Source organism: Candidatus Neomarinimicrobiota bacterium (genome assembly GCA_041862535.1).
In the GTDB taxonomy this organism is placed as follows: domain Bacteria; phylum Fidelibacterota; class Marinisomatia; order SCGC-AAA003-L08; family TS1B11.
This window is the reverse complement of sequence record JBGVTM010000243.1, coordinates 1-4017: the sequence shown is the minus strand read 5'-3', so window position 1 is coordinate 4017 and position 4017 is coordinate 1. Positions and strand designations below refer to the sequence as shown.

Annotated in this window: 4 protein-coding genes; all 4 read right to left on the bottom strand. The window is 55.9% G+C overall.

What is annotated here, in order from left to right; genetic code table 11:
• Positions 1-471, bottom strand: a 471-nt coding sequence (locus tag ACETWG_08945) for a GTP-binding protein (protein MFB0516718.1), incomplete at its 3' end; no start/stop codon positions are given.
• The gene (gene selA / locus ACETWG_08940) at positions 468-1901 is read right to left on the bottom strand and encodes an L-seryl-tRNA(Sec) selenium transferase (protein MFB0516717.1); all 1434 of its coding nucleotides are present in this window, start codon (positions 1899-1901) and stop codon (positions 468-470) included. The genes ACETWG_08945 and selA, both read right to left, overlap by 4 nt.
• 17 nt (positions 1902-1918) lie before the next feature.
• Positions 1919-3532: an HD domain-containing phosphohydrolase gene (locus ACETWG_08935; GenBank protein ID MFB0516716.1), complete on the bottom strand. Its 1614-nt coding sequence runs from the start codon at positions 3530-3532 to the stop codon at positions 1919-1921.
• 24 nt (positions 3533-3556) lie between these two features.
• The coding region (locus ACETWG_08930) for an MFS transporter (protein MFB0516715.1) at positions 3557-4017 on the bottom strand (461 nt) is incomplete at its 5' end.

The window sequence follows — 4017 nt, the reverse complement described above, 5'->3', positions numbered from 1 at the left end:
CTCTATCCCGGCGGCAGTTACAGCGGATACGCGCACAATCGGACTATTCCGATAGGAGGCTCCCACCAGCAGCTTGCGAATATCATCTTCCACCAGCGCCAGCCAATCTTCCTCCACCAAATCCACTTTACTCAGCGCCACACAAACTCGCGGCACGCCCAGGAACCTGAGGATATGGAGATGTTCCCGGGTCTGGTTCATGACACCATCGTCGGCAGCCACTACCAATAGGCTCATGTGTATCCCCGCTACCCCTCTAACCATATTCTTGACAAACCGGTCATGGCCGGGTACGTCGACCAGGGTGATGGTCTCGGTAAGGAAGGCGAAGCCGATGTCGATGGTCATGCCCCGGCGCTTTTCCTCCGCCTGGGTGTCGGTATCAACACCGGTGAGCGCCTGGACCAGGGCGGTCTTGCCATGGTCAATGTGGCCTGCCAGGCCGATGACTACCTGTCCTGAACTACTCATCGATCACTAGAAGGGATACTTCCGGGATCCGCTGTAAGCACCTCCTCCATTGCCTGCGCAAGCAGATCATTCTTCTCCAGTGGAATGGCCTTCAAATCGATATAATACTGATCCCGCTGAATATATCCGATTACCGGATGGGTAGCCCGGCGAAACTGCCGGGCCAGCTCATCAGGCCCGGTCCCTGGCTTGGTGATCGCCAGGGCAATGCTGGGAATCGGAACCTGAGGCAGCGACCCACTGCCCGCCTCCACCGTGGACTCCACCACCTTGACCGTGGTGCCGGCAAGGCACTCCTGTGAGAGGCGACCCAATAACTCCTCGGCTTGAGACCGGAGCTCCCTCCGATCCCGATTTAGGAGCCGCAGGGCCAGGTTTCCCGGGGTGTAGTTCTCTTCATCTATGTAAGTGCGCAGGGTCTGTTCCAGAAGGGCCAGAGTCGTTTTGTCGCACCGCAAGGCTCGATAGAGGGGATTTTTATGCAGCCGCTTAAGCCATTTATTGTGCCCGACGACGATGCCCGCCTGAGGGCCACCAAGGAGCTTATCTCCGCTGAAAGAAACCAGGTCCGCACCCGCCTTCAGCACGCTTCTCACGCTGGGCTCCCGGACCAGTCCGTGGATCGGCTGGTCCATGAGGCTGCCGCTGCCCAGATCCACTACCAGCGGGAGCTTGTTCTTCTTTGCCAGCGTCGCCAGGTCCGAGATGGGAACCTCCTTGGTAAAGCCCTTTATGCGGTAATTGCTGGTATGTACGTAAAGCAGGGCCGCCGTGGCTTCGCCAATGGCGTTCTCATAGTCGGAAAAATGGGTCCGGTTGGTAGTGCCTACCTCTACCATCCGGGCCTGGGCCTTGCGGATTACATCGGGCATGCGGAAGGAACCGCCAATCTCAATCAGTTGACCGCGGCTGATCACCACCTCCTTATCAGCGGCGACGGTATTCAGCATGAGGAGCACTGCTGCGGCATTGTTGTTCACCACCACTGCACCCTCTGAAGGAGTGAGTGCCTTGAACAGCTCGGATACCAATTCCAGTCGTTCGCCCCTCTTCCCGGTAGGCAAGTCCAGCTCCAGGTTCGCATAACCGCTGAGGGAGCAGAAGGCTCGATCGAGGACCTGATTGCTCAGTGGCGCCCGGCCCAATCCGGTATGTAATACCACCCCGGTCCCGTTGAGAACCGGCCTGAGCCTCGGTTTGGCCAGCTCCTGCATCCGATCCCGCAAGGTGGCTCTTATCACCGCACCCGCGTCAGGTATATGATCACCATCGAGAATCTGCTGACGCACTTCCGCAAGGACTGCCCGCACAACAGCCCTGGCCTGCTGGCGGGTGACATGATATTTCTCGGGAGGAAAGGCCTGAAGGAGCTCATCAACGGAGGGAAGGGACTGGAGAGCCACCCGGACTCCCGCAGTGGAGTCAAGCATTTCGGACGTGCTGAAGCTTATTCTTCTTCAGCAAATTCGGTGATCTCACCGGGCTTCTTTTCCCATAAACGATGTGCAATGAATAGATCTACCAAATCTTTGTCGAACTCGTCATGTTCAGCACCAGCCTGGAGTATCTGGCACGACTTTTCCGGCGGGATCGGAGGCTTATAGGGCCGATCCTGGGCCGTCAGGGCATCCCAGACATCGGCAATACACATCATGCGCGCCGGAAGCGGAATCTCGTCCCCCTTCAGGCCTTTCGGATAACCCTTGCCACTGGGCCACTCATGGTGGTTGGCGGCATATAGGGGCACCCTGGACAACTTATCGATAAAGGGAAGCTTGCGCAGCATATTCTCGGTTTCTACAACATGATGCTGGATCGCGCGACGTTCCTCATCCGTTAGATTACCTTTAATCACCGAAAAGGCCTCATACTCCTCCGGCCGGAGGTAGGGCCGTTCCTCACCATCAACATCTATAAAGGTCTTCCGGGCAATGCAGTCAAGAATCTCCTTCTTCTCAGGCGCCAGGAATCCAGGCCTGTTTACCCATTGAATAAACTCATAGTCCTTTTGCCATTCTTCGAGCTGGGCCTTGAGCTCTTCGTCTACGTAATCAGGGGGGTGATTATTCTCCTGGTTGCGCAGCTCACCCCTGAGCTTCATGAATCCTTTGATTCTCTTCAGGCGACTTACAACCCGCTCAAAACTGTCCCCATCCAGTTTGTTGTGCTTCTCGAGAATAGCCTCGGGCACGCCAATTTTGCCGACATCATGCATAATAGAAGCCACCCAGATTTCTTCCAGCTCTTCACTGGTAAAGTGGACATCGGCAAAGGGCCCGGTTTTTTGGAGATCCACATCCTCGGCCAAACGGCGGGTAAGCTGGGCGACCCGGCTGGAGTGACCAGCTGTGTGCGGGCTTCGAGCATCAATGGCCTTGACAGTGTAATGCACCACCGACTTGAAGAGGTTCTCAATATCCTGGATGAGCTGTGCATTGTTGATGGCTACCGCGGCCTGACTGGCCAGAGACCGCACCATGGACTCATAGCGGGTGTTAAAGGGAATACGCTGTTCGTCACCATCGAGGGCATTGATGAGCTGCAGCACGCCGATAACCTTATCGGTATGATCCCGCATGGGGATTACGAGCATTGACTGGGTGCGGTAGCCCGTTATTTCGTCATATTTCTTGGGGCCGGTAAAATCGAATCCTTCAGCCTCGTAGACATCGGGGATATTCACCACCTCACCGGTCATAGCCACATAGGCCGATACATTGGCACGATTGGGCTCCCCATCTTTCTCCAGGGGAACGGGTGGCACGGTGATCTTCACATTCGTGGTACCGCCGGCATAATAGCCGGTGGACTCGGTCTGCATGATCTCAAAGGTGAGCACCCGCTTCTTCTCATTCACCCGGTACAAAGTCCCGGCATCGCAGTGAGTGAAACCCCGCGCTTCAGATACAATGGTCTCCAACAGCTTATTAAGGTTCTTTTCACTGGAGAGGGCGATGCCGATCTGGTGGAGACGCTCCATATCCGCCTCGAGGGTTGTCAGGCGGGTAGAGATATCATCCTCGGAAATAATCGCAGCGCTTTGGTCAGTTGGTACTATCATTTAACTTTAAATATAGAGTAAGTCTCAAGGGGAATCAATGGAAATGGGAGTGCTGTTCCGCCGCAGGAGCAGTCCTGTCACTGAGGCTGGCAGGAGAATGACAGCCATGGCAATGAATATCGCGGCGGTGCCCCACCGATCCCCGATGGCTCCCGCCAGCGTGGCGGCGAAAGCTCCCACACCAAAATTGAGGCCATTCAGAATCCCAAACAGGGTTCCCCGTTGTCGCGGACTGGTAACGTCGGAAATCAAGGCGTTGGAAATGGGCTGATAGGCAAAGTTCACCACCCCCCACAATACGGCTACCAGCACCAGCGGATAACTGCGTGTAAAGGTCAGCAATACCAGGAGAGGAATATTCAGTGTAACCACGGTGACCATTATCCTGTGGCGTGGGTGGCGGTCACCCCAGATACCACCCAAAGTCTGGCCCAGTATACCGCTGGCCAGTACCAGGGCCGTGAGAAAGCCACCTACCATCACTG

What these genes read in the sequence shown, in the direction of transcription:
- selA (MFB0516717.1), bottom strand. Translation starts at nt 1,901, where the DNA reads ATGCTTGACTCCACTGCGGGAGTCCGGGTGGCTCTCCAGTCCCTTCCC.
- ACETWG_08935 (MFB0516716.1), bottom strand. Translation starts at nt 3,532, where the DNA reads ATGATAGTACCAACTGACCAAAGCGCTGCGATTATTTCCGAGGATGAT.